The sequence below is a fragment of the Galbibacter sp. genome, from assembly GCF_048266365.1.
In the GTDB taxonomy this organism is placed as follows: Bacteria; Bacteroidota; Bacteroidia; order Flavobacteriales; family Flavobacteriaceae; genus Galbibacter.
Genome location: NZ_JBLWZP010000008.1, coordinates 158,874 through 180,143, shown reverse-complemented (window position 1 = coordinate 180,143; position 21,270 = coordinate 158,874). Strand labels below are relative to the sequence as shown.

Annotated in this window: 20 protein-coding genes and 1 tRNA gene; 11 read left to right on the top strand and 10 right to left on the bottom strand. The window is 36.1% G+C overall.

Translation table 11 applies throughout. From position 1 onward, the window contains the following. Nucleotides 1–274: 274 nt before the first annotated feature. Nucleotides 275–601 (top strand): hypothetical protein, encoded by a 327-nt coding sequence (locus ACN0TV_RS12850; RefSeq protein WP_417363322.1) that lies wholly within the window; start codon nucleotides 275–277, stop codon nucleotides 599–601. A gap of 19 nt (nucleotides 602–620) precedes the next feature. Further along, entirely contained in the window at nucleotides 621–1,388 is a 768-nt protein-coding gene (locus ACN0TV_RS12845; RefSeq protein ID WP_417363321.1) for a hypothetical protein, read from the top strand. A gap of 22 nt (nucleotides 1,389–1,410) precedes the next feature. Here ACN0TV_RS12845 and ACN0TV_RS12840 read toward each other — a convergent pair whose 3' ends face one another. The 6 genes from ACN0TV_RS12840 to rseP all read right to left on the bottom strand — a co-directional run bounded on the left by ACN0TV_RS12840 (nucleotide 1,411) and on the right by rseP (nucleotide 6,573). After that, nucleotides 1,411–2,187, bottom strand: a complete 777-nt coding sequence (locus ACN0TV_RS12840; protein WP_417363320.1) for a DUF5131 family protein — start codon at nucleotides 2,185–2,187, stop codon at nucleotides 1,411–1,413. 1 nt (nucleotide 2,188) lies between these two features. Next, nucleotides 2,189–3,577: a primase-helicase family protein gene (locus tag ACN0TV_RS12835; RefSeq protein ID WP_417363319.1), complete on the bottom strand. Its 1,389-nt coding sequence runs from the start codon at nucleotides 3,575–3,577 to the stop codon at nucleotides 2,189–2,191. Further along, entirely contained in the window at nucleotides 3,577–3,873 is a 297-nt protein-coding gene (locus ACN0TV_RS12830; RefSeq protein WP_417363318.1) for a helix-turn-helix domain-containing protein, read from the bottom strand. Before ACN0TV_RS12830 ends, ACN0TV_RS12835 begins: the two co-directional genes overlap by 1 nt. A 131-nt stretch (nucleotides 3,874–4,004) precedes the next feature. Next, nucleotides 4,005–4,919, bottom strand: a complete 915-nt coding sequence (locus ACN0TV_RS12825) for a hypothetical protein (RefSeq protein WP_417363317.1) — start codon at nucleotides 4,917–4,919, stop codon at nucleotides 4,005–4,007. 133 nt (nucleotides 4,920–5,052) lie between these two features. Continuing rightward, nucleotides 5,053–5,126 (bottom strand) — tRNA-Asn (locus ACN0TV_RS12820). A 124-nt stretch (nucleotides 5,127–5,250) separates the two neighbouring features. After that, entirely contained in the window at nucleotides 5,251–6,573 is a 1,323-nt protein-coding gene (gene rseP / locus ACN0TV_RS12815; protein WP_417363316.1) for an RIP metalloprotease RseP, read from the bottom strand. A gap of 158 nt (nucleotides 6,574–6,731) precedes the next feature. On the opposite strand from rseP, the gene ACN0TV_RS12810 reads away from it, so the two are divergent. The 5 genes from ACN0TV_RS12810 (at nucleotide 6,732) to ACN0TV_RS12790 (ending at nucleotide 11,036) form a co-directional block, all read left to right on the top strand. After that, on the top strand, nucleotides 6,732–7,409 hold the full coding sequence (locus ACN0TV_RS12810; protein ID WP_417363315.1) for an SCO family protein: 678 nt from the start codon (nucleotides 6,732–6,734) through the stop codon (nucleotides 7,407–7,409). Between the two features lie 147 nt (nucleotides 7,410–7,556). Beyond that, nucleotides 7,557–7,802 carry a FeoA family protein gene (locus ACN0TV_RS12805; protein ID WP_417363314.1) on the top strand — a complete coding sequence of 82 codons (246 nt, stop codon included), beginning with the start codon at nucleotides 7,557–7,559 and terminating at the stop codon, nucleotides 7,800–7,802. Next, nucleotides 7,799–9,898, top strand: coding sequence for a ferrous iron transport protein B (gene feoB / locus ACN0TV_RS12800; protein WP_417363313.1), 2,100 nt, complete (start codon nucleotides 7,799–7,801; stop codon nucleotides 9,896–9,898). The genes ACN0TV_RS12805 and feoB overlap by 4 nt, the downstream gene beginning before the upstream one ends. A 160-nt stretch (nucleotides 9,899–10,058) precedes the next feature. Continuing rightward, complete coding sequence (locus ACN0TV_RS12795; RefSeq protein ID WP_417363325.1) at nucleotides 10,059–10,571, top strand: DUF6155 family protein; 513 nt, start codon at nucleotides 10,059–10,061, stop codon at nucleotides 10,569–10,571. An 18-nt stretch (nucleotides 10,572–10,589) separates the two neighbouring features. Further along, nucleotides 10,590–11,036 carry a YybH family protein gene (locus tag ACN0TV_RS12790; RefSeq protein ID WP_417363312.1) on the top strand — a complete coding sequence of 149 codons (447 nt, stop codon included), beginning with the start codon at nucleotides 10,590–10,592 and terminating at the stop codon, nucleotides 11,034–11,036. Here the strand turns inward: ACN0TV_RS12790 and ACN0TV_RS12785 are convergent. The 3 genes from ACN0TV_RS12785 to ACN0TV_RS12775 all read right to left on the bottom strand — a co-directional run bounded on the left by ACN0TV_RS12785 (nucleotide 11,033) and on the right by ACN0TV_RS12775 (nucleotide 13,632). Continuing rightward, entirely contained in the window at nucleotides 11,033–11,857 is an 825-nt protein-coding gene (locus ACN0TV_RS12785; RefSeq protein WP_417363311.1) for a ZIP family metal transporter, read from the bottom strand. The genes ACN0TV_RS12790 and ACN0TV_RS12785 overlap by 4 nt on opposite strands. A 12-nt stretch (nucleotides 11,858–11,869) precedes the next feature. After that, nucleotides 11,870–12,520 carry a metal-dependent transcriptional regulator gene (locus ACN0TV_RS12780; protein WP_417363310.1) on the bottom strand — a complete coding sequence of 217 codons (651 nt, stop codon included), beginning with the start codon at nucleotides 12,518–12,520 and terminating at the stop codon, nucleotides 11,870–11,872. Between the two features lie 137 nt (nucleotides 12,521–12,657). Further along, nucleotides 12,658–13,632 carry a polyprenyl synthetase family protein gene (locus ACN0TV_RS12775; RefSeq protein WP_417363309.1) on the bottom strand — a complete coding sequence of 325 codons (975 nt, stop codon included), beginning with the start codon at nucleotides 13,630–13,632 and terminating at the stop codon, nucleotides 12,658–12,660. Between the two features lie 127 nt (nucleotides 13,633–13,759). Here ACN0TV_RS12775 and ACN0TV_RS12770 point away from each other — a divergent pair, with 127 nt between their 5' ends. From ACN0TV_RS12770 to ACN0TV_RS12755, 4 genes are read left to right on the top strand one after another with little or no spacing between them, the layout of a single operon-like run. Further along, nucleotides 13,760–14,377: a TetR/AcrR family transcriptional regulator gene (locus ACN0TV_RS12770; RefSeq protein WP_417363308.1), complete on the top strand. Its 618-nt coding sequence runs from the start codon at nucleotides 13,760–13,762 to the stop codon at nucleotides 14,375–14,377. Further along, nucleotides 14,374–15,738 (top strand): TolC family protein, encoded by a 1,365-nt coding sequence (locus ACN0TV_RS12765; protein ID WP_417363307.1) that lies wholly within the window; start codon nucleotides 14,374–14,376, stop codon nucleotides 15,736–15,738. Before ACN0TV_RS12770 ends, ACN0TV_RS12765 begins: the two co-directional genes overlap by 4 nt. A gap of 11 nt (nucleotides 15,739–15,749) precedes the next feature. Next, the gene (locus ACN0TV_RS12760; protein ID WP_417363306.1) at nucleotides 15,750–16,913 is read left to right on the top strand and encodes an efflux RND transporter periplasmic adaptor subunit; all 1,164 of its coding nucleotides are present in this window, start codon (nucleotides 15,750–15,752) and stop codon (nucleotides 16,911–16,913) included. Nucleotides 16,914–16,916: 3 nt separating this feature from the next. Continuing rightward, nucleotides 16,917–20,384 carry an efflux RND transporter permease subunit gene (locus tag ACN0TV_RS12755; protein WP_417363305.1) on the top strand — a complete coding sequence of 1,156 codons (3,468 nt, stop codon included), beginning with the start codon at nucleotides 16,917–16,919 and terminating at the stop codon, nucleotides 20,382–20,384. A 234-nt stretch (nucleotides 20,385–20,618) separates the two neighbouring features. On the opposite strand, the gene ACN0TV_RS12750 is transcribed toward ACN0TV_RS12755, so the two are convergent. Further along, the gene (locus ACN0TV_RS12750; RefSeq protein ID WP_417363304.1) at nucleotides 20,619–21,266 is read right to left on the bottom strand and encodes a gluconate 2-dehydrogenase subunit 3 family protein; all 648 of its coding nucleotides are present in this window, start codon (nucleotides 21,264–21,266) and stop codon (nucleotides 20,619–20,621) included. Nucleotides 21,267–21,270 lie beyond the last annotated feature (4 nt).

Genomic DNA, 21,270 nt, shown 5'->3' with positions numbered 1-21,270 from the left:
ACTTGTCTGCTCTTTTATCGCTTCAATGGCTACTTTGGCCTTAAAGGATGCGCTGAATTTTCTTCTTGATGTTTTCATATTGACAGGGTTAAAATTACAACTTAATTTCCTGTCCTAAATTTGGGGAGTATTATATAAAGCTATAGAAGTTCAAAATAATAAGACATTTATATATAACATTTCAGAAGATAGTTACCATGTAGAATAGCTAAGAAAATTTAATCTCAATAATATAAACCATCTTAATTAGGTGGTTTTTTTATACCCAATAATTATGGATTATAAAGATTTACCTTTTAAAATAGGTATGCAATATGAGAATTGGGAGTTTGATTTGGAAATAGCTCCTAAAGACAGAATTAAAGGGTATGATGGTTTTATCTATCTAGGGGAAATAACAGTATTAAATATAAAACCACTACAAATTGAATTAATATTCGGTTTGGACATATTAGCTGCTGTAATCCTATCTTTCAAGGAATCTGACATACCCAAATTCGAGATGCTAAAAGAGCATGGATATACCCAAATTAATCAGTATTTTTATATTTCAAGTCCTATGCTACAGCCTCATATAGCATTCTTTCTACTACATTCGTAGAAATTTAAAATTAAATACGATGAAAACATTTAATGAAGAACTCAAAGAGTTCAACAAAAGATATTCCTATGTGAACCTTTACGTTCCAATTACTTATTCAGAAAAAGATGACAAATATTATCTTTGGTATGGAGTATTCTTTTTTGCTAGTATTATTTCTGGTGGAATAATATTTAATCTTAGTCAGTATAAATTGATAGGGTATTCACTCATGATTTTTCCAGCATTACCAGTAATTATTTACGTTTTTATTATTAAAACCTATAGAGCAAGGAAAGAACTTAAATCACAAGGACTTCCATGCTCAAAAGTGTTCTGGGAATGGAAATCTGATGAACTGGAAGATATAAGAATAAAAAAAGCTTTTAAGAAGTACTCAGAACTTGATAACCCTAATATTAAAAAAAGAATTGTGATCGCTAAAGAATTAATAAGTGAACCTCTCAATAATCCATTTAAATTTTTTGATAAGCTATTAGAGTTTATTGGTAAACAGTTTTTGATTGTGTTGATTGCAGTATTTCTTTTTTTATATAAAGCGGATTCAACCTCTGAAAATTTGACGTCTCTTTTAGGAATTATAATAACAATTCTTTTAATGGCGGCTATTATGGCTTTTGTATGGGAGCATATTTTTAAAAAAGCTTATTTTGACAGTAAACAAGTTAAGAGAGAACAAATCAAAGATTACATTTTTGTACTTGAAAACATCCTTTTAATGAAAGAGAGCGCCAGTAAAAAGAAGAGGTGCAAAAAGAGCACCTCTTCTAAAAAAATAGTTTCCTAAAAAAAGTTCACTTTATCACTTTTTACAAATAGATTTGATTATCCACATATCTTAGTCCATTTGGAAATTCCCTAATCTGGAGGTGAGGTGGAAATTCCTTTATATTACCACCTTTTTTAATATCCTTTAAATCGTACTCAATAGCAATATGGGTTCCCAATTGCTTTACAAAAATTGGAATATTGTATTCTTCTAAATCTTCCACTAAAATTTCAATCCAAGACAATTTACATTCCCTAAAACCATAAGGCCCTTCCAAATTTCCACTTTCCCCTCCAATGATTGCCCAATCCAAAACCTTTATCTGTGCAGGAGATATATTGATTTCACCTATTAGCGGCTCAAAACTAGCAAATTTGGTTTTTGCAGGAATACTCTTTAAAATATCAATTCTATTTAATCTAGCTTGATTTTCAACTGATACTCCTAGCCAAACATTTTCATAACCAGCACCCCAATCATCTGGAAGGCATTGTAAAACCCTTTCAGGTCTTTTGGTTAGGATTTGATATTCATGAGGTGTATTCTTTATGATTTCCCAAACTTCAGGTCTCCATTCATCTGCTTCGGGGTTAAAAAAATCAGACCAAGAGCATGTGAAAATCAAGGTCTGAGTTTCCATTTTCAAAGGTCTTTCAAAGGTTTCTTTTTTGGATTTTATAACGAGAGAAGGGTCAACCCCTCCCTCGTCTCTATCTCTATACATATAGCAGAACTTACATCCTTCAGATATTTTTTTGCATCCATACCATGGGTTATATGTGCCCCCAGTCCATTGTATTCCTGTTTTACTTATCATATTAATTTCCTTTTAATTTAACTTCTATATATTGTTTACTATTTGATTTTTGTATATCATAAAAATGACCATTATGCTCAGCCCAAATTCTAATCCATTTTGTAAATTGGTGGGGTGATACTCCAAATACTTCTTTTCTGTATTGTTCTCTAAATTTTTCAAAAAGGTCTTTTTTATTATATCTGCCTGATTTTTTGATTTCTTCTTTTACAAATGCAATAAATTTTGGGTGGGTTTCTTTTCTTAACTTATTTTCTACTAGATTTATTGATTGCGGTATTGTTAACCCACTACTAAGGTATTCTTTAGCACACATTATCATAAAAGAGTCAAATTTGCTCCATTCTTCAATATCCCAATCATCAAAAAATCTACAGCCAAACTCTTCTATTGGGGTGAGATGTCTCCCATAGTGACTGGAAATTTCAAATTCAATTTTTCTTCTATCAGAAGAATATCCTCTTACTCCATCTAGCATATAATTTGAGCTTATTATAAATTTTGGGGATTCGCTAAATGGAATAATTTTTTCATTTTCATACTTCTTTTCTAGCGAAAAATGTCCAGTTATTACCGAGAATAAAGATTCAAAATCAAAGTTTGGGTTCACATCGTCAAAAGAGATTATTTTTTGATACCTCTGATATCCAGAAAATTGAAACTGATTTTTATTTTTTAAGGTTTTACCATCCTTAAAATAATACGATACCACTTTACCAATTCCTTCTACCAGTAACGACTTACCTTTTCCTCCTTTGGCTTCTTCATTATCAACATCAACATCTTCATCTAATAGAATAACTGCTGGACTAAAAGTTTGATCTTTATAAGAATGGAGCATATATCCAATAATACTTCTTAGGCTTTTAAATCTTTCTATATCTTTTCCAGATAAATTATAAACGAACTTTGCAAATGCAGCACTTCTGTACTTACTATTTGGAGTAAAATCTCTTTCACTAATTTGTTCTTTCCATAAAAACCCTTCATATTCATCGTATGGTATTATTCTGTAGTTATCCGCTGTGATTTTTACTACTCCATTTTTATAGAAGAATATAGATTCATTCTTATTCCCTTGACTGAATTCTATCGAAACAGATTTTAAGTTTTTCAATAAGCTTTTTGAGGTATAATCCTTACCTAATATTTCCTCAAAAACCCTTTCTTCATCTTTTTCTTCCAGGTATTTTCTGATATCTGTCGCCATCATATGGTCATAGCCTTTTTCTACTATACTGCCCTTGGAAACCTTAACTAATTCAAAATCATTGGTACTGGTCAATAACTTTCTATAACCCAAATTCTCCAAAAATCTTAATAGTTTTGTTTTTCTAATTACAATTTTGGAGTCCCTAACGGCATAAAATTTTTCATTATCCATGTCCATTACTTAACTAAATTTAATTGGTTAAACATATTCTCCTTTACCTCTTTGGTTGATGGCTGCTTATTTTGCAGCATCCAATTCATAAGGTCAGCCTTTTTAAAATAAATCATCTTACCACTAGGCTTGTAGTAAGTGATAGCCCTTTTGTGAGTTAGCTTGTACAGCGTACTGGCAGATATATCCAGCATGGCTAACGCTTCCTTGAAGCTCAATACTTCTTTGGCAAGCCAACCCTTTTTCTCTGTAGGAGCTTCTTCTTTTACTCCTAATTCTTTTTTAAAAATGGTGTTCTCCATAAAATTATTTTTTTGATTATAGAATGGGACTATCCCAAACCCACCACAAAGAAAATACAGAAGTACAGGGGAAACGTTTACCATACCTATACGGTAGTGTATAGGTATTTGTATTTATATCTAATGAAATATTATCGCAAGACGTCTTTAAGAATTTGGTCTATTCGTTCTTTGCCTTCAGGATTGGCAGAAACATTATTTTTAGATTGGCGGATATTTATAAAAGGTTGTCCTTCAGCATTTCTAAAAGTGTAACTAACTCTTTTATTAAGTTCTGTGTCAGGAATTTCAACAATATAACCTTGATTTAAAGAGGTTATAAAATAAAAAAGAGAAGATTTTGAGATTTGACCATTCTTGCCCTTAACGCGCCATTTAATGCCATTAGAAACAACCTTTTGAGAAAATGCGTTGATAAATTCCTCCTTTTGGCACTCAATTAATTTAGGTTGTATGGTAAGTAAGTCGTATAATTTGGAAAGGTTTGCTTCTCGTGTTTCATTATCCAAAGCATCCCATAGAAATGAATGTGGAGAGTAATCTTCTGGATTTTCAATAGAAGGAGCTACTGTATGTATGTGTTTGATATTATTATTAAGATTATATTTTTCCTCTATATATTGAAGTAGGGATGTTAATGCACTTTTTACAATAGGTGCTTCAGGATATACAGATATGGCTTTTTCTTTTAAGGTAATTATATAATTATGTTGAAGAGTAATATATTCTAGGGGATTATTCCCTTGCTGTGTTATATGAGTAGCAAAATCATCAATAGCTTTTTTGGCTTTTAGAAATTCTGTGTTTATTTCTTTATGAAACTCTTTTTGGAAACTAATAGAGGTTATAGCATAGACAGGTTCTATAGAAGGAGGGTTGCTAAATGCACTTACATACTTTATTATACCTGTTTTAGCATCTATAGATTCAATGTCCATACCGTCATTATCTACAAAACGATTAATAAACTCATCTTTTAAAAAAGAAAGTTTATTATATTGAAGTAATTCTTCAAAAAATGATAAAGGCTCTTGTTCTTGTTTCACATTTCAAAAATAGAAAAACAGAAGTTAAGAAGAATTTTATAATGATGAGTTTTTTAAAAAAAGTTGTACCTATGTTGTACCTGTTGAAATCAAAAAAGCCACTCAATTTCTTGAATGGCTTTCTGTTGTTAAGCTCCCCCTCTTGGGCTCGAACCAAGGACCCTCTGATTAACAGTCAGATGCTCTAACCAACTGAGCTAAGGAGGAATTTTATGTTTGGCTTTCGTCAGCTCCCTTATTTAGGACGCTTTGAAAGGATTTACCTCTTTTTTGCGGATGCAAATATATATGTTTTTTTCATTATGCCAAACAAAAATTATTAATTTTTATTTTATTTGAAAATCGCCTTATATATGTCGTTTCCGTTGGCATACAAAAGTAGTGCAATTAATATAAAGAAACCAACCATTTGTGCATATTCTAAGAATTTTTCACTTGGCTTTCTTCCAGTGATCATTTCATACAACAGAAACATCACGTGTCCACCATCCAATGCAGGAATGGGTAGTATGTTCATAAATGCCAAGATAATAGATAAAAAGGCCGTAGAAAGCCAAAACCCCTGCCAATCCCAAGTGTCAGGGAATAGTTTTGCAATGGTACCGAAACCACCTACTTCAGTAGCTCCTTTTTTAGTGAAAAGGAATTTCATTGAACTAGCGTAATCCATCAAGGTCCAATACCCATAACTAATTCCAGCAGGAATTGCCTCAGCTAATGAATAAGTTCTCTTATGAATGGCATTTGAATAATCAGGTAGCTTAACAAAAACACCGACTTTTTGATCTACAGGAGTAATAGAAATTATTTCAGTAGCCTTGTTTCGTTCTACCACAAGATCTATCGGATTCCCTTGATTCTCTTTAACTACATTGGTAAATTCATCCCAGAACGTAATCGCAGCTCCATTTACAGATACAAGTCTATCACCTTTTTGTAGGCCGGCCACATCAGCAGGGGCTCCAGGCACTACACTGTCCAATACTGCATCTACTCTAGGCTCAAATGGGCGTAAAGCTCCGGAAACATATAAATAGGTTCCTAAACTATCAGGAAGTTGTAAAACTTCAATTTCCTTATTAGCATGCTGAACCTTCACTTCTTCTACACCTCGAACCACCAGCATACGGCTAACGTCTAAAATATTCCCTGGTTCTTCTCCATCGACCTCAAGCACCTTATCCCCATCCTGGAATCCATATTGCTCCAATTCTTTAGCTACATTAAAGCCATTTGGGAAGGCATTATTCGATATCTCAGTTCTTCCCCAAACAAATAAGACCATGGCATAAATAAAGAATCCCAATAGTAAATTGACAGTAACCCCACCAATCATAATGATCAGCCGCTGCCAAGCTGGCTTGGATCGGAACTCCCATGGTTGAGGAGGTTGTTCCATCTGTTCCTTGTCCATGCTCTCATCTATCATTCCTGAGATCTTGACATATCCCCCTAGCGGAAGCCAGCCAATACCATAAACGGTTTCGCCAATCTTTGTTTTAAGCAATGCGAATTTCACATCAAAAAACAAGAAGAATTTCTCAACTCGTGTTTTAAAAATTTTTGCTGGGATAAAGTGCCCCATTTCGTGCAAAACAATTAATATAGATAAGCTTAAAACAAGCTGGATAGCCTTTATAAAAATTGGGTCCATAAATACAGTTTCTTTTTCAAATCGCACAAAAGTAATGTTTTCAAATTATCTAGCACAATCAAAAGACTTTAGCAAGGGCTTTTTATGATGGTTTTAAGACTAAAATTCTAATTAGTATGTGGAATGTTGTATTTTTGTAGGCAAATAAACACCCTAATATGCTACATTTTTTCAGTAAATATAAGCACCTATTTATCACCCTTTTAATTCTTTCAGCCATCATAATAAGTCTGATATATCAAGCGCTTAAACCAGAAGAAAGATTAACCATCTATGAGCCCTCCATGGTTCAACCTGAATTAGTTGACGAAAGCATACAATACATACGTAAGGATCATAAAATTGCAGATTTTAAACTAATTAACCAAAATGGTGATACCATCACCCAGGAAGACTATAAAAATAAAATTTATGTAGCAGACTTTTTCTTCACCACCTGTGTTTCCATTTGTCCGATAATGACCGACAACATGGTGTTCATACAAGAAGAAATCAAAAGCAATCCCGATGTCATGCTACTGTCTCACACTGTAACTCCACTGATTGACTCCGTTGCACAACTAAAAAAATATGCCAAAGAAAAAGGCGTTATAGACAGCAAATGGAATATGGTAACCGGTGATAAAAAACAGATTTACGAATTAGCTAGAAAGAGTTATCTGGCAGTTAAAACTACTGGTGACGGTGGTCCATTTGATATGATTCACACGGAAAACTTTATTTTAATTGATAAAGATAAGCAGATAAGAGGCTTTTACGATGGTACCAACTCTGATGAGATGGATAAATTACTTCACGATATAAAGGTACTCGAAAAGCATTACAGCAAATCTTAACAACACCCTCCAAGAGCCTACCACAAAGGCTTTAAGACGACATTCAAAAACTTTTAACTTCACAAAAGTATAAACAAGTTTGATTTATTTCATTAAACCTTTTTTTTGTGCTACTTTTGCTTACTTAAATTCAATCTAAATAAGGTTTTGAAATTAACTATAGCACATCTGAAAAAAGGCCAAAGTGCCATAATAAAAGGATTTTCCACTGATGTTATTCCAATAAAACTACTTGAACTGGGCTGCTTACCCGGTAATCAAGTAGAACTCTTGCAAATTGCACCATTTAAAGACCCTTTATACCTCAATATCAACGGCTCTTTTCTAACGATTCGTCGTTCGACAGCCCTTGAAATAGAAATTGATAAGATCAAAGAAAATGGTTCCTTATGAGTAAACAAATAAATGTTGCCCTTATAGGGAATCCTAATACCGGGAAGACTTCTATTTTTAATGCTTTGACTGGCTTAAATCAACGAGTTGGAAACTATCCTGGGATTACTGTTGAAAAAAAAGAAGGACTCTCCAAATTATCAAGAGGTACCAAAGCACACATCATTGATTTGCCGGGAACCTACAGTTTAAATGCAACTTCATTAGATGAGAACATTGTTATTGAGTTATTGCTCAATAAAAATGACAAGAATTATCCCGATGTTGCCGTAGTTATTAGTGATGTTGAGAATCTCAAAAGAAACTTACTCCTATTTACCCAAATCAAGGATCTAAAAATACCTGCCATTCTTGTTATAAATATGGCAGACCGTATGAAGCGTAAAGGGATCTCCCTAAACATAGAACGCCTCGAAAAAGAACTCCATACTAAAATCGCTGTTATAAGTACCCGTAAAAACACCGGTATTAACCAACTCAAAGAATTAATAGCAAATTATAGAGATCTCCCTTCAGATCAATGTATAGACATTAAAACCATCGCTCCTGAGTATTTTGAAGGATTACAAAATGCCTTTCCAAACCAAAATCTTTATAAGTTGTGGTTAGTGATAACCCAGGATGTCAATTTTGTGAACCTCGACCGAAAACTTGTAGATGACACTTCAGCGTTTTCGACAAAATCTGAATCAGAACTCAAAAAAATGCAACACCAAGAAACGGTGAAGCGTTACCAGTTTATAAATCATGTACTGCAAAAAGGATATACTATTGACGCTACATCAGCCAAAGGATTAAGAGCATCATTTGACCGCGTATTGACACATAAAGTCTGGGGATACGTGGTTTTCTTTTTAATCATGTTACTCATTTTCCAAGCCATATTCGATTGGAGTAGCTACCCTATGGACTTCATTGACGGGTTATTTGCCAGTTTTAGCGAATGGGCAAACGATATACTTCCAGCAGGTGCACTTACTGATCTTATTGCACAAGGAATCATTCCCGGACTTGGGGGTATAGTTATTTTTATCCCGCAGATCGCCTTTTTATTCCTATTTATTGCCATACTCGAAGAGTCCGGCTATATGAGTAGGGTGGTGTTTTTGATGGATAGAATTATGAGAAAATTTGGTTTGTCAGGAAAAAGTGTTGTACCTCTAATCTCTGGTACTGCCTGTGCTATCCCGGCAGTAATGGCAACTCGAAACATAGAAAATTGGAAGGAACGTTTAATAACTATTTTGGTAACTCCATTTGTAACCTGTTCTGCTCGATTACCAGTATATCTTATCATCATTGCGCTTGTTATCCCTGATAAGGAATTTCTAGGAATGAACCTACAAGGTTTGACCTTAATGGTGATGTATCTACTTGGATTTTTAACTGCCGTACTTTCGGCATGGGCATTAAATAAGGTCTTGCGAGTTAAGAGCAGATCTTTTTTTGTAGTGGAAATGCCAAACTATAAACTCCCCTTACTCAAAAATGTAGCCATTACGGTAATTGAAAAAACCAAAAGCTTTGTATTTGGTGCAGGTAAGATCATTTTGGCAATATCCATAATACTTTGGTTCTTGGCAACAAATGGTCCGGCAAATACTTTTGATAAGGCAGAGTCTATCGTTAAAGCCCAGCCCGAAAGTCAAAACATAAGCGAGCATGAACTCCTAACAAATATCAGCTCCTATAAGCTACGAAATTCTTATATAGGAATTGCCGGCCATGCTATTGAACCTGTCATCACTCCACTGGGTTATGATTGGAAAATCGGGATCGCATTAATAAGTTCATTTGCGGCTAGAGAAGTATTTGTAGGCACCCTTGCGACCATTTACAGTGTAGGCAGTGAGGAAGAAGGAACTATAAAAAGCCGTATGGCTCAGGAGGTACATCCAGGTACTAATCAGCTTGTATTTAACCTAGCCTCCGGAATTTCACTACTGTTGTTCTATGCCTTTGCAATGCAATGTATGAGTACAATAGCCATTGTGAAAAAAGAGACCAACGGATGGAAATGGCCAATACTACAATTAGTATTTATGACTGGTTTTGCTTATATTACTGCTTTAATAGCATATCAACTTTTAAAATAATACATCATGGATATTCAAACCATCTTAGTCTATATCATCGTTTTGTTAGCATTTGGATATTTGTTATTAAAATATGCGTTTCCAAAAGTCCTAGCAACAATTCTAGGTAAGAAAGGAAACAATTCTTGTGGTGGAAACGAGTGCAACGGTTGTCACTAGTATGTCCAAACGAGAATTAAAAAAATATGTAGCAACGCTCAAAAAAAAGGAACTTGAACTTCAAATAATCGACCTTTACGCAAGGTTTAAGGAAGTCAAAGTATTTTATGATTTTGCGTTTAACCCACAGGAAGATAAACTGATTGATCAGGCGAAAGCCAAGATTGCCAATGAATATTTCCCGGTTAAACGGCGAAAAGCTAGAGCCAGAAGATCCATTGCACAAAAATTCATCAAACATTTTATCGATATTGGGGTAAGTCCTATGCTAATTGCTGATGTGATGTGGTTTAATATAGAGATAGCACAAACCTACAATGAACACCGCCAATTAAAACAACCAGCCTTTTACAAAAGTATGGCCAATTCATTTGATGAAGCGGTAAAATACAGCACAGCCCACGGACTTATTCAAGATTATAAAGATCGATTACTAGAGGTCTATAAGCAGGCACAACTGCAAAATTGGCCAGAATTATATTCCATGGAACGTTCACTAGATTTACTCGATTAAGCAGACCAACGCATTGTTATGAAAAAACTGTTACTCACATTTATAAGCCTTTTTGGAATGTATATGGGCATTGCTCAAGATTCCCTTTCTCCCGAGGACAGAAATACAATTTTAAAGGTACTTGAGGATCAGCGATTGGCATGGAATCAAGGTGACATACAGGAATATATGGAAGGTTATTGGAAGTCTGAACAACTGGTCTTTAACGGATCTTCCGGTCCCATTTTCGGATGGGAAGACACCAAGCAACGTTATTTAAAAGGCTATCCAGATACTACTGCTATGGGAGAATTAACCTTTAAAGTGATCAAATTAGAATCACTTTCAAAAGGTGTAGCCCAAATGATTGGAAAGTTTCACCTTAAAAGAAGCATTGGTGACCTCAGTGGTTATTTCACCCTAAATTGGAAAAAATTCGACCAAAGTTGGCTTATCGTTAGTGACCATACATCCGGGTCAAATTAACCCAAAGCCACATCAAGAGTCATCATCACTATAAATCCTCCCATAAACCCTAAAGTGGCGATATCTGTATAGCGATCCTGCTGTGTTTCCGGTATTACTTCCTCAACAACAACAAAAATCATAGCACCTGCGGCGAAAGCCAAAGCGTATGGTAGGATTGGCGTAAAAAAGGTTACAGCCAGAGCTCCAACTACCCCGGCGATGGGTTCTACAATAGCAGAAAGTTGTCCGTAGAAAAAACTTTTCTTCCGGCTAAGTCCTTGTCTACGCAAAGGCATGGAAACTGCAATTCCTTCTGGAAAATTTTGAATTCCAATTCCTATTGCCAGGGTTACAGCCCCGGCAATAGAAGCTTCCGGAATACCAGCAGCTACACCACCAAAGAGCACTCCAACAGCCAATCCTTCAGGAATGTTATGAAGCGTTATGGCAAGGGTCAATAACATGGTACGATTAAGCTTGGTTGGCACTCCTTCAGATTCATTGGGCTTGAAATTTATGTGCAAATGCGGTAGGATTTTATCTAGGCTAAAAAGGAATAACGCTCCAAGTCCAAATCCAATAGCAGCTGGTGCAACTTTCGCAAAACCTTCTCCATCACTCATTTCTATAGCGGGAGCTAGAAGGCTCCAAAAACTTGCGGCCACCATTACCCCACCAGTAAAACCCAGCATACCATCTAGAGCTGCACGCTTCATCTCCTTGAACAGGAAAACCAAGGCAGCACCAGCCGCTGTAACTAACCAAGTAAAAGTAGTCGCCAATAAGGCTCCCACCACAGGATCTATTTCTTCAAAGAATTGTATTAGAGAATCAAACATATAGTTTTAAAATTATGTTTTTATAAAGATGTTTGCTGCGGTAAGCGCAGAGATGTTAATTATTTTTTCATCAATCAAAATAGTCATGGAATTATCGAAGGCTTCTTTATCGAGAACCCTAATAGATGTTCCCAAGGCGATATCAAGTTTGTCCAGATATCTAAGGAACTTTGAAGAGGAGTCCTTAACTCCAATAACAATTCCGGATTGATCGGCATTTAAATTAGAGAGTAACACCTTTTTAATATCGGGTAGCTTACCAAATTCATCAGGAATAGGATCTCCATGCGGATCCCTTTTTGGGTAATCCAAAAAGGCGTCTAAACGCTCGATTAGTTTATCACTTTTAATATGTTCCAGTTCTTCAGCAACATCATGAACCTCATCCCAAGAAAAATTAAGTTTCTCCACTAGGAAATACTCCCACAAACGATGTTTTCTAACAATGGAAGCAGCATAAACCTCTCCCTTTTCGGTGAGTCGAACCCCTTGATACTTTTTATAATGAACTACCTTCTTGTCGGATAATTTTTGAATCATATCAGTGACAGAAGAAGCTTTTGTGTCCAATCGAGCTGCAATAGCACTGGTGGAAGCATAGCTCTTGGGATCTTTTGATAAATGGTAGATCGCTTTGATATAATCCTCCTCTGAGTACGTCATAGTTTATTAGTTAGAAAAAATATATTTTACAATACGTAAATAAATATTTAGACTAGGCTAAATTAATAATTTAAAACAATAAAACACATATTCTAATAAACAAATTATTGATTAGCAGTACTTAATTCGAATTGTTATTAAATTTCTCGATTCATTAAGGCGATAGCAAAGTCCTTTAATATGGCCTTTTTAGAAGCCTCTATGGTCATACCTTCAAGAATTTGAAGTGCCTTATGTGTATAGCTTTCAATTTCTTTTTGAGTCTGCTGCGCTGCACCGCTGGAGACCATAAGTTCTTTTACAGCTTGAATTTTATCTGAAGTATCTTCAGGAGTAATAGAAAACAAATGGTGTAGTTGCATAGCCTGAGCGGAAGGCAAATTCTCCAATGTTTTCAAATATAAAAATGTCTTTTTGTTTTCAATGATATCCCCTCCTAGTTGTTTACCGAAGGTTTCTGGGTCACCAAAGCAATCTAAATAATCGTCCATCAATTGAAAAGCGATTCCCAAATTTAAACCAAAGTCATAGATGGCATTGGCATCTTCCGGTGAAGCCTTAGCCACAATAGCTCCCATTTTCATGGCAGCCCCAACTAGAACGGCTGTTTTGAAAGTTATCATTTTTAAATACTGATCTATCTGGACATCATCCCTAGCTTCAAAGTCTACATCATACTGTTGTCCTTCACAGACTTCAATAGCTGTCTTACTGAATAATTTGGCCAATTCCTTAAAAGTTTCTGCAGGGTAATGCTCAAAAAACTGATAGGCCACAATAAGCATGGCATCGCCAGATAAAATACCAGTGTTTAGATCCCATTTTTCGTGTACCGTTTGTTTTCCTCTACGCAGTGGGGCATCATCCATGATATCATCATGCACTAGTGAAAAGTTGTGAAAAATCTCAATAGCCATGGCAGCCTTCATCGCTTCTTGATGCTTCCTTCCAAATAAGTCAGCCGTCATTAGGGTAAGTACTGGCCTTAATCTTTTACCACCAAGATTTAAGATATAATCAATTGGTTGATACAAATTTTCAGGATCCCGAACAATAACTTCTTGTTTCAAATGACTTAAAAATATGTCACGGTAGGCATCAATAGATAACATAAGGTAATTTTTTTGCTAAAATACCATATTTAAAAAAGGGGCGATTGAAATTGTAATGTTAAATTCTTTTAATACTACGGAAACTTTTTTGGTTTTTAAAGTTTCCGTTTTATATTTGCCACTGATTATGAAGGATAAAATATTAGATAAAGCAACAGAAATGTTTTTAAATCTAGGATTTAAAAGCGTTACCATGGACGACATTGCACTGGAATTGGGCATTTCCAAAAAAACAATATATCAGCATTTTAACACCAAAACTGCGTTAGTAGAATCTGCTACTTTTTATTTGTTCGAGTCCATCAGTAGTGGAATCAACTTTATTTGTGAGGCCACAGATAATCCTATTGAGGAGCTTTTTCAGATTAAAAAATTCGTCAGTGATTATCTCAAGGATGAAAAGTCTTCACCCCAGTTCCAACTCAAAAAATACTACCCTAAGATCTATAATAGATTATACTACAAACAACTTGAGGTGATCGCTGATTGTTTGCAACAAAACATTCTAAAAGGTATCTCATGTAAAATGTACCGTGCTGAAATAGATGTAGCTTTTGCAACACGCATCTATGTTAATGGTATGTTGGGCATTAAAGACACAGACCTGTTTCCAGTGGAAATGTTCGCCCCTAGTGACCTTGCTCATAAATTTCTTGAATATCACATCAGAGCCATAGCCACAGATTTAGGACTAGAAATTTTAAAGGATTTTAGTAACGAAAACACAAATCAATCAAATCGATGAGAGCATTAATCATCATAAGTATCACACTATGTACTACCCTAGGGTTTTCCCAACAGCGTGACTATAGCTTCACTTTGGAAGAAGCTGTTGAATTTGCATTAGACAGTAGTTATACTGCGGTAAATTCAAGAAGAGAAATAGCCAAGGCTTTAAAAAGTAAATGGGAAACTACTGCTGCCGGTCTGCCTCAAATTAATGGAGTAGTGGATTATCAAAACATGTTGAAACAACCCGTAACATTAATTCCCGGCGAAATAGCCGGAGGTGAACCCGGAACATTTGTTCCTGTTAATTTCGGAACTAAACAACAGATGTCACTTACGGCCACACTTACTCAATTGATTTTTGACGGATCTTATCTAGTAGGATTAAAAGCTTCCAAGGTTTTTGTCGAATACAATGAAAATGCAAACGAGAAGAATTTACTTCAGGTAAGGGAAGGGGTCATAAACGCTTATGGCGGTGTTTTAGTAGCACAAGAGGGTATCCGAATTTTAGAAAGCAACTTGAAGACAATAACTTCTAACCTCAATGAGACCAAGGCGATGTATGAAAATGGCTTAGTGGAAGCTGAGGATGTAGAACAATTGCAGATTACAACCGCCCAAATTACTAACGACCTGAGAAATGCCAAGCGTTTGGAATTAATCTCGAAGCAGATGTTTAACCTTTCTCTAGGTATTCCGGTAGATGCTCAAGCCGCTCTTGAAGATGACTTAAAATCACTCGCAGAGCAGAGTATCGGAATGCTGCTTGAAGAGCAACAATTCAATTTTGAGAATAATGTAGATTATCGTATCGCAAAAAACCTCACCAAACAAAGAGAACTTGAGGTCCAACTAGAAAAAAGTAAAGCATTACCTAGAATTAGCGGTTTTGTAAATTACGGTACCAGCGCTTTTGACAATGATTTTGTATTCTTTGACAGTGAAACTTCTTGGTATCAGTCCTCTATATTTGGTGTGAGCATGGAAGTTCCTATTTTTAGCTCCCTACAGCGTAGTGCCAGAACCCAGCAAGCAAAAATTGCCCTGGATCAAGCCAAAACAGACTTTACGTATACCTCACAACAAATCCGTCTAGAGTTGGATCGAGCTCAAAGTAATTTTGAGTACGCCATTGAAAACTATCATACTTCAGAAGAAAATTTAAAATTAGCAGAAGGGATAGAAAAGAAAAATAGAATTAAATACAGAGAAGGAATTAGTAGCAGTTTCGAACTAAGACAGGCTCAAATACAGCTCTACACTGCACAGCAGGAATATATCGACTCTATGAAAAAGGTCATTGACACCAAGGTGGCTTTAGAAACCGTGATTAACGAACCAGATTTACTCAACAACAAAACAGATCAAAACTAAAAAAAGCACTGATGAAAAAAGCTTCATTAATATTCATATCAACACTTTTCCTTATTTCTTGTGGCAGTAAGAATCCTTCAGTAGATGAGACTATTGAAAATAGAAATTTAAAAGAAATACGAGCTCAATTAGATGCCTTGACTGAACAACATGACCAGTTGGGCATGGATATACAAAAATTGAGTGCCGCTGCCAAGGCCTTGGACACCACAGTAAACTTAACTTTAGTAACTGCAATTAAGGCTAAAGACACCCTGTTTAAACACTTTATTGAATTACAGGGTAATGTCACTACAAAAGAAAATATCCTTGTCAATGCAGAATACTCTGGTACGCTACAGCGTGTTTTTGTGACCGAAGGAGAAAAAGTAAGAAAGGGACAGCTCCTTGCACAAATTGATGACGGTGGGCTAGAAGCACAACTAGCTCAGCTTAAAGCACAATCAAATTTAGCTGAGACCACCTTCGAGCGTCAAAAAAGATTATGGGATCAAAATATAGGTTCTGAAATTCAGTTCCTACAAGCTAAAACGCAATATGAGTCCAATAAAAGTGCCGTAACCCAATTGGAGAAGCAATTGTCTAAAGCTAGAGTCGTAGCTCCTTTCAATGGAACCATAGAACACATTACCTCAGAGCAAGGGTCTAATATCTCTATAGGAACGCCCATCCTAAGAATTGTAAGTCTTGATCAGATGTACATAGAAACTGAGGTTCCGGAAAGATACTTACCAAGCATTGAGAAAGGCACTGATGTTATTGCTGTTTTTCCGGTATTGGGAAAAAAGGTGGACACTGAAATACGTCAGGTGAGCAATTATATCAATCCGAGTAATAGGACTTTTAAAATAGAGATTAACGTGCCTAACAAAGACCGTATGATAAAGCCAAATCTCACTGCTAAAGTAGTGATTAACGATTACACCAACAACAGTACTTTTCTACTCCCTCAAAGTATCATATCTGAAAATTCAGATGGTCAACAATACCTTTATATTGCATCCGAAATTCAAGATGATGGTCAGGCAGAAGTGCATCAGGCGATAGTGGAAACAGGTAAAACCCAGGGAGATCTTGTGGAAATTATTAGCGGTATTAAAGCTGGCGATTATCTTATTAAAGAAGGAGCTCGTAGTGTACAAGAAGGCCAGAAGGTAAAAATACTAAAACAGTAGTCCATGAGCTCAGTAGATAAGAATGCAGAAAAGGAATTTCAATTATCCTCATGGGCAATTGAAAACAAAACAACTATTTATGTTGTCATAGCATTAATGCTTTTTATGGGAGTTTCCGCGTATCTCGGTATGCCAAGAGAGTCCTTTCCAGAAGTTAAAGAAACTAAAATTTATATCAGCACACCCTATCCGGGGAATACTGCTGAAGATATTGAACGTTTATTAACTGACCCACTAGAGGAGGAACTCAGAAACCTCAGCAATGTAGTTGAGATCATTTCAACTTCTCAGGAAGATTACGCGATTATCACAGTGGAATTTGATGAAAATATATCTGTGGAGTCAGCAAAACAAAAGGTAAAAGATGAGGTAGATGCGGAAAAAGCAGGTGAGGATTGGCCTGTATTTAACGGCGCCAAAGTGGAGCCCAATGTATTTGATTTGAATTTATCTGAGGAGATGCCTATTATGAATATTAATATTCAAGGTGATTATCCCGTTGAGAAATTAAAAGAATACGGAGAGTATTTAGAAGATGTAATAGAGTCGCTTCCAGAAATAAAACAAGTAGATATCCGAGGCGCACAGGAAAAAGAAGTTGAAGTAGCGGTAGATGTCTATAAAATGATGGCAGCTCAAATTAACTTTGACGATGTCCTAAATACGATTCGTAATGGTAATGTGACCACCTCTGCCGGGAACATGGTTGTAAGTGGACAAAGACGAACTATTCGCATTTTGGGCGAAATTCAAGATCCAAAGCAGCTCAATGATTTCGTCGTAAAATCTAATGGTGGAATGGTGTATCTAAGAGATATTGCCACTGTTAGATTCCAGGAAGAAGACAAAACTACTTTTGCAAGAGAGTTTGGAGAAAGTGTGGTCATGTTGGATGTTAAAAAAAGGGCTGGTAAAAATATGATTGAGGCCTCAGAAAAGATCGCCAAGATTCTGGAGCAAGCCAAAAAAAGCGATCAACTTCCACCGGATATAAGCATTAGCATCGCAAACGATCAGTCCTCACAAACGCTAAATCAAGTACGTGACCTTGTCAATAATATTATTTTCGGTATCATCCTAGTGGTCGGGGTTTTGATGTTCTTTTTAGGCTTTAGAAACGCTTTATTTGTTGGGTTTGCTATACCAATGTCCATGTTCATGTCCTTTATGATACTACAATTATTGGGCTATACCCTTAACACCATGATTCTATTTGGTTTAATCATGGGATTAGGGATGCTGGTGGACAACGGAATTGTGGTAGTGGAAAATGTCTACCGTTTGATGGATGAAGAAGGTAAATCACGAATAGAAGCAGCAAAAAAAGGAATTGGAGAAATTGCCTTTCCTATTATCATTTCCACGGCAACAACTGTAGCGGCATTCATTCCTCTTGGTATGTGGCCAGGTATGATGGGTGAATTCATGAAATTTTTTCCAATAACGCTTTCAGTGGTGCTAGGATCATCTCTAGTGGTAGCCATTTTCATGAACTCAGTATTGATTTCACAGTTTATGGATACCAGTGAAAAGCGCTTAACCAGAAAGCAACTGATACGTCTAAGTTTCATTCTGATAATTCCAGGGATTTTAATTTTGATTTTCGGAGGAGAACTAAGAGGCTTAGGAACGGTGATGATCGCGACAGCCATCATGTTCTGGTGCTATCGATATTGGATAAAAGGGGCTGCTGATTATTTTCAAGAACACACCCTTACCCGTTTGGAAAATGGTTACAAAAACTTCTTACAAAAAACAATAACAGGAAGAAGACCTTTTTATTATACCTTAGGAACTTTTATCATATTGATTATAGTCTTTATGGGATTTGGAGCATCATTAGGTGCTGGAAGGACCAAGGTAGAATTCTTTCCAGACAACAAGCCAAATCAAATTATTGTCTATATCGAATATCCACAGGGTACAGATATTGACAGGACCAATGCTATCACCAAAGACATTGAAAAGAGAGTCTATGCCGTCTTAAATGATGAGCAGTATATGGACAACGGATATAACTTTATGGTAGAGTCTGCCGTGTCCCAAGTAGGTGAAGGCGCTGGAAACCCACAAACCGATGGTGGTTCTAGTGCAGAAATGCCCCATAAAGGAAAGATTACTGCTACCATGAGAGAATATAAATTCAGACGTGGTATGGACAGTGAGATCCTTCGGCAAAAAGTACAACAAGCTGTGAAAGGCATCTACCCAGGTGTGGCCATTTCAGTAGAAAAGGATGCTGTTGGCCCTCCAGTGGGCTATCCAGTTAATATTGAATTAAGTGGTGATAATTACGATGAGCTTATCGCTACCGCGGAAAAAATGCGTGACTATATCAACAGTCGAAACGTTGCAGGAGTAGATGAACTTAAAATTGATGTCAACAAAGGTAAGCCGGCAATGATTGTTAAAGTTGATCGGCAAAAAGCCGGACAACTCGACGTATCAACCGGGCAGGTTGGAAACCAGTTAAGACGATCTATTTTTGGTGAAAAAGCAGGAATCTATAAAGAAGGTGGCGAAGATTACGATATTTATGTGCGTTTTAACAAGTCACTCAGGTACAACCCAAGTGCCTTGTTTGATCAAAATATCATATTCAGGGATCAAGTCAGTGGAGAAATTAAGGAAATTCCAGTATCAGCAGTTGCCACCAAACAAAACACCTCATCTTTCAGTGCTATAAAGCATCGAGATTTAAAAAGGGTCGTAACAGTCTATTCTGGGTTGACTGCCGGCTATACAGATGCAGGTGCTGTAGTTGGAAAGATCCAAAAGGAAATGACAAGTTTCGATGTGCCTCAAAACATTCATATTGACTACACCGGGCAAATTGAAGAGCAAAACAAACAAATGTCTTTTTTGATCACGGCTTTCTTTGCAGGTCTTGGATTGATTATGTTCATTCTGATCTTTCAATTTAACTCCATTTCAAAAGCGACCATCATTATGCTAGCTGTATTTCTGAGCTTCTTGGGAGTTTTTGGAGGATTAATCATCACTGGGTGGCCATTTGTGATCATGATGACCATGATGGGTATCATTTCCTTAGCGGGTATTGTAGTAAATAACGGAGTTGTACTTCTAGACTATACTGATATCTTGATCGACAGAAGAAAAATAGCACTTGGAATACATGACAATAAGTATTTACTACCTAAAGCAGAAATTCAGCAGATATTAGTTGAGGCAGGACGGGCACGTTTACGTCCCGTTTTACTGACGGCAATCACCACAATTCTAGGCCTGATTCCGCTCGCTATAGGACTAAATATCGATTTCTTTTCACTGTTTTCTAAGTTTGATGCTGATATTTATATGGGTGGTGATAATGTTATATTCTGGGGACCTTTAGCATGGACAGTGATCTTCGGATTATTTGTCGCTACATTCCTCACACTGGTTATAGTACCATCGCTATTTTATCTGATTCATGGATTAAAACTTAGGTTCAGAAATATAGGGGGATAAAACTAGACAATTAAGAGTAGTAACGCTATTCAATACCATTAAAAAAGCGGTGAAGTCATAAGGATCTCACCGCTTTTTTAATGGCACTTAAGGATATCTAGTTTTGTATATACCATATATACTACTATAAGAAAACCTCTTCTCTTAGCTCCATAAGGTTTAATAAATTAAACGATTATCGAGTTGCTAAAAGAAGAGGTTTGACACAAAATTTAAATAAAATTCTTATCTAATTTATAGAGACCAAACTCTACCTTGAGTTAATTCCTCTAGTGATGCACATCCATTATAAACACCTGGAACTGGATCATAAGCTAAAACTTCTTCTCCAATTTTTTGGCTGTTCTTAAAGGCGTTAATTGTAGTCCAACGCAAATCGTTGATCATACCAAAAGCTAAAGCTTCATTATCTTGCTCTTCGTTTTCGGCATTATCCATGCTAATTTCATTGCCTTCAATACTAATACGCTTGTTAAGGTCAGCACGCTTATCACCTGATACTTTTAAGTTTTCAGCGACGATCTCTTCGTATTGCTCCGGAGTAATGTCTGCGATGTCCTGACTGTATTTGGATTTTAATTGATTCACTAGACCTGCCATACGTTTTTTATAACGTTTTTGATCTTCCTCAAATTCTACTTCTACGATGTACTTATCGATAAATTGTGGAACATTAACCTCGCTTGCAGAAGGCGTGTCGGTCTTAGGAATAATAATATCTACAATATTAGTCAAAACCATTCCTTCTTCAGGAGTGAAAAATTCTGGGATCCAACTTGCTTGTTCAGCAGTACAGCTCTGGAGTAAACTCAAAAGCGCTGGAGATGCAACCACAAATCCTGTTGTTAATCCTATATTTCGGAGTGCTCTTCTTCTGTCCATAATT

What these genes read in the sequence shown, in the direction of transcription:
- ACN0TV_RS12830 (WP_417363318.1), bottom strand. Translation starts at nt 3,873, where the DNA reads ATGGAGAACACCATTTTTAAAAAAGAATTAGGAGTAAAAGAAGAAGCT.
- ACN0TV_RS12760 (WP_417363306.1), top strand. Translation starts at nt 15,750, where the DNA reads ATGAAAAAAGCTTCATTAATATTCATATCAACACTTTTCCTTATTTCT.
- ACN0TV_RS12780 (WP_417363310.1), bottom strand. Translation starts at nt 12,520, where the DNA reads ATGACGTACTCAGAGGAGGATTATATCAAAGCGATCTACCATTTATCA.
- ACN0TV_RS12835 (WP_417363319.1), bottom strand. Translation starts at nt 3,577, where the DNA reads ATGGACATGGATAATGAAAAATTTTATGCCGTTAGGGACTCCAAAATT.
- feoB (WP_417363313.1), top strand. Translation starts at nt 7,799, where the DNA reads ATGAGTAAACAAATAAATGTTGCCCTTATAGGGAATCCTAATACCGGG.
- ACN0TV_RS12795 (WP_417363325.1), top strand. Translation starts at nt 10,059, where the DNA reads ATGTCCAAACGAGAATTAAAAAAATATGTAGCAACGCTCAAAAAAAAG.
- ACN0TV_RS12775 (WP_417363309.1), bottom strand. Translation starts at nt 13,632, where the DNA reads ATGTTATCTATTGATGCCTACCGTGACATATTTTTAAGTCATTTGAAA.
- ACN0TV_RS12845 (WP_417363321.1), top strand. Translation starts at nt 621, where the DNA reads ATGAAAACATTTAATGAAGAACTCAAAGAGTTCAACAAAAGATATTCC.
- rseP (WP_417363316.1), bottom strand. Translation starts at nt 6,573, where the DNA reads ATGGACCCAATTTTTATAAAGGCTATCCAGCTTGTTTTAAGCTTATCT.
- ACN0TV_RS12770 (WP_417363308.1), top strand. Translation starts at nt 13,760, where the DNA reads ATGAAGGATAAAATATTAGATAAAGCAACAGAAATGTTTTTAAATCTA.
- ACN0TV_RS12840 (WP_417363320.1), bottom strand. Translation starts at nt 2,187, where the DNA reads ATGATAAGTAAAACAGGAATACAATGGACTGGGGGCACATATAACCCA.
- ACN0TV_RS12850 (WP_417363322.1), top strand. Translation starts at nt 275, where the DNA reads ATGGATTATAAAGATTTACCTTTTAAAATAGGTATGCAATATGAGAAT.
- ACN0TV_RS12810 (WP_417363315.1), top strand. Translation starts at nt 6,732, where the DNA reads ATGCTACATTTTTTCAGTAAATATAAGCACCTATTTATCACCCTTTTA.
- ACN0TV_RS12785 (WP_417363311.1), bottom strand. Translation starts at nt 11,857, where the DNA reads ATGTTTGATTCTCTAATACAATTCTTTGAAGAAATAGATCCTGTGGTG.
- ACN0TV_RS12790 (WP_417363312.1), top strand. Translation starts at nt 10,590, where the DNA reads ATGAAAAAACTGTTACTCACATTTATAAGCCTTTTTGGAATGTATATG.
- ACN0TV_RS12755 (WP_417363305.1), top strand. Translation starts at nt 16,917, where the DNA reads ATGAGCTCAGTAGATAAGAATGCAGAAAAGGAATTTCAATTATCCTCA.
- ACN0TV_RS12750 (WP_417363304.1), bottom strand. Translation starts at nt 21,266, where the DNA reads ATGGACAGAAGAAGAGCACTCCGAAATATAGGATTAACAACAGGATTT.
- ACN0TV_RS12765 (WP_417363307.1), top strand. Translation starts at nt 14,374, where the DNA reads ATGAGAGCATTAATCATCATAAGTATCACACTATGTACTACCCTAGGG.